The sequence below is a fragment of the Erwinia sp. B116 genome (assembly GCF_002865965.1).
GTDB lineage: Bacteria > Pseudomonadota > Gammaproteobacteria > Enterobacterales > Enterobacteriaceae > Erwinia.
This window is the reverse complement of the sequence record NZ_JRZZ01000054.1, coordinates 16,724-19,840: the sequence shown is the minus strand read 5'-3', so window position 1 is coordinate 19,840 and position 3,117 is coordinate 16,724. Positions and strand designations below refer to the sequence as shown.

Genomic DNA, 3,117 nt, shown 5'->3' with positions numbered 1-3,117 from the left:
TACTGCAGCCGGTCGAGCGCCTCCCCGTAGCTTTTGTAAAACGCGCTGCCCCATCCCCTTTCCCGCCGGGAGGGGAATTTCTTCCCGTCCGCGTCGTCGTTAAAAATGGCGCCACTGTCGTCAACCGTTGTGGTCTTCGGATCAAGCAGAAACTTCCTTTTTTCCGGGCTGGCAACCGGCCATTTTCTAAGCGATGAGGCACTAAACTGCCAGACTTCGCTACTCTGGTTTTTCAGGTTTGACCCCATCACCCCCGGAATAAAAATCACCGGGATCACTTTGTCCGGCGGCTTAAGGCAGACCGCCACGTGATTTTTTTCTTTCGGATGGAAAGGGATCTCGAAATAAACCTGCCCATTATCATCCCAGATCGGGCGATGATAAGAGCGGTTTTCATTGTCGTCCATGCGTTAACCTCCTGTTATTATTAGCCGAAAACGGTATCAGCTCTGACCCTGTGCACGATGGTGTGTAAATGCTTTTTTTCAGAGCTGGCCGTTAAGTCGATCACAGAACACGACAGTAAAAGGATGCATTGCTATCTTTTAGTCCCGTAGCGGTATTGGGAAAGATCCGGGTGCTGGTCAACGATGCCGAAATAAGAATGCGGCCAGTAATACTGTCGGGGCGACGGGAACGATCATTCGCAAGAGGGATGAAGAAGTCGCGCTTTAATCATCCGTTAGTAAAAGGAAAAAAATGCCAGCCAGTCTTAACTGACGGGCATCAGGGCGATCCCCGCCTAAACTGTTTCTGTTGCCGGTGGCGGCCACCGCAGATGCGCTACAGGCCGGCTACGGCTTTACTGTTTTGCATCAGTTACATCATTTTCTGAACGACCATTCCATTTCGCACAATTACTGCCGACGGCTGCTGGTTTTATAACCATGGCACGGGTAGTGTCTGTAATCACCGCAATCAGGGAGGTGTGAGCATGGCAAAGCGTAAGCTTAAGGGAGATGACATCAGCCGGGAGTTGGCCCGCGTTATTGCGCCTTTTTTAGCCGATACGGCGTCGTTTCGCGGCATCAAGTTTCTGGCTGAACAGGCTGAAAAACCTAAACGTAAACTGGGCTTTCTCAAAGGAAAAGGGGCGGTTCCCGCCTGGTTTGACGAGATGGGCAGCCTGGATATTCTGGCAATGTTTGCAGGGAAATACGCATAAATGGATATTTTAATCGACACCAACGTACTGCTCTATATGGCCTACGCGCCGGCACGCTTGACACCAACGGTGGTCCATATCCTCGAAGATACGGATAAAACCCTCTGGTACAGCGCCGCCAGCATCTGGGAAGTGGTGATCAAAAGCCGTCTCAACCAGCCCGGCTTCACCGTTGACCCGGAGCAGTTCAGAATGGGCCTGTTCGAAGCCGGCCTGTTTGAACTGCCGATCAACGGTGAACACCTGCTGGAGGTCAGCAACCTGCCGGAAAGCGTCTCCGAAGATCCCTTCGACCGCCTGATTGTCGCCCAGTCCCACTACAACCGGCTGCCGCTGCTCACCGGCGACGATAAACTGATTAACAGCGTCGGCGACTACATCACGGTGATCCCTAACGGGTGATCGCCACCGGGAGTCACCGGATCCGCCCTCGCAGCGCCAAATACCCTGCACCCGGCCGCCGATCCCGCAGCGAGGCCTTAGGACCGCAACACTACAGCCTGAAGGGGTGTGCGGTATGGGGACAGGTTAGCCGGGCGTATGCCGCACGGATGCGGCATCCGAGCCCCCATGGAGGGGTTCACGGCGACCCGGCGATCTGCCGCATACCGCGCGCCCGGTCACCGATCCTGCAGCGAGGCTTTACTGCCGCATACCGCGCACCCGGCCACCGATCCTGCAGCGAGGCTCCACTGCCGCATACCGCGCACGCGATAATCTTTCCTGCAGTAACAAGGCTTCACTGGCGCAGATTACGGCGCAGGCTTATCCCCGGCCACGCGGATCACCACCTTACCGAAGTTTTTCCCCTCAAGCATACCAATAAACGCCTCCGGCGCATTGTCCAGCCCGTCGACAATATCCTCGCGGAACTGCAGCCGCCCCTGCGCCACCCACTGGCTCATCTGGCGGAAAAACTCATCGAAGCGATGGCCATAGTCCTGGGTAATGATAAAGCCCTGCACCCGCAGCCGCTTGCGCAGGATCGCGCTCTGCAACAGCGGCAGCTGGTCCGGACCGGCCGACGGCGCGGTACGGTTATAATCGGCGATCAGCCCGCACACCGGAATACGGCCTCTGGTGTTCATCAGCGGCAGCACCGCGTTAAACACCGCGCCGCCAACGCTCTCAAAATAAACGTCGATCCCTTCGCTACAGTGGCGGCTCAGCTGCTGGGCAAAGTTCGGGTCGCGGTGATCCAGACAGCGGTCGAAGCCCAGCACGTCCTCGGCGTAACGGCACTTGGCCGCGCCGCCGGCAATCCCCACCACGTGGCAGCCCTTGATTTTAGCGATCTGACCGACCAGCGAACCTACCGCACCGGTGGCGGCGGCTACCACCACCGTCTCGCCCGGCTGCGGATTGCCGATATCCAGCAGCCCCATATAGGCGGTAAAGCCCGGCATCCCCAGCATGCCCAGCGCCCACGACGGATGCTGCAACACCGGGCCGCTGAGCTTCACCAGCCCGCTGCCGTCAGACAGCGCAAAATCCTGCCAGCCGCTGTAGCTCAGCACCCAGTCGCCGGGTTTGAAATCGGCGTGCTGTGACTGCTCAACGATCGACACCGTACCGCCGCAGATGGTCTCGTTAATCGCCAGCGGCGGCACGTAAGAGGGCGCATCGCTCATCCGCCCGCGCATATAGGGGTCAAGCGACAGCCACACGGTGCGCAGCAGCAGCTGGCCCTGGCCCGGCGTCGGCAGGTGCTGCGCCTCCTCGCGGAAGTCGGCGGCGGTGGGCGCGCCGTGCGGGCGGGATGCCAGTACGATGCGGCGGTTGGTTTGTCGGTCCTGCGGCATGAAAACCTCCGGTTAGCCAGAAAAGCGTCGGCCGTATTGCCGACTTTTTGCTGGCTAAAGCGTAGTGCATCTGCCGCGGAGTTTCCTTGCGCTACTGCGCGAAGCACGGCGTTTGCTTCCTGCGCCTCGCTGAATCCTGCTGAAACGGGC

At 58.6% G+C, this 3,117-nt stretch carries 3 protein-coding genes and 1 pseudogene; 2 read left to right on the top strand and 2 right to left on the bottom strand.

Features of this window, described 5'->3' with window-relative positions; genetic code table 11:
* Positions 1–407, bottom strand: a pseudogene (locus tag NV64_RS21195) (hypothetical protein); the annotation flags it as partial.
* 527 nt (positions 408–934) lie between these two features.
* Here NV64_RS21195 and NV64_RS21190 point away from each other — a divergent pair.
* Together NV64_RS21190 and NV64_RS21185 are read left to right on the top strand one after the other, a co-directional pair.
* Positions 935–1,165 carry a prevent-host-death protein gene (locus NV64_RS21190; RefSeq protein WP_101506711.1) on the top strand — a complete coding sequence of 77 codons (231 nt, stop codon included), beginning with the start codon at positions 935–937 and terminating at the stop codon, positions 1,163–1,165.
* Complete coding sequence (locus tag NV64_RS21185) at positions 1,166–1,567, top strand: type II toxin-antitoxin system VapC family toxin (protein WP_101506710.1); 402 nt, start codon at positions 1,166–1,168, stop codon at positions 1,565–1,567.
* A gap of 350 nt (positions 1,568–1,917) precedes the next feature.
* Here the strand turns inward: NV64_RS21185 and NV64_RS21180 are convergent, their stop codons facing one another.
* On the bottom strand, positions 1,918–2,967 hold the full coding sequence (locus tag NV64_RS21180; protein ID WP_056237143.1) for an NADP-dependent oxidoreductase: 1,050 nt from the start codon (positions 2,965–2,967) through the stop codon (positions 1,918–1,920).
* Positions 2,968–3,117 lie beyond the last annotated feature (150 nt).

Excerpts from the sequence above, each read along its gene's own strand:
- NV64_RS21190 (WP_101506711.1), top strand. The coding sequence starts at position 935 with ATGGCAAAGCGTAAGCTTAAGGGAGATGACATCAGCCGGGAGTTGGCC.
- NV64_RS21185 (WP_101506710.1), top strand. The coding sequence starts at position 1,166 with ATGGATATTTTAATCGACACCAACGTACTGCTCTATATGGCCTACGCG.
- NV64_RS21180 (WP_056237143.1), bottom strand. The coding sequence starts at position 2,967 with ATGCCGCAGGACCGACAAACCAACCGCCGCATCGTACTGGCATCCCGC.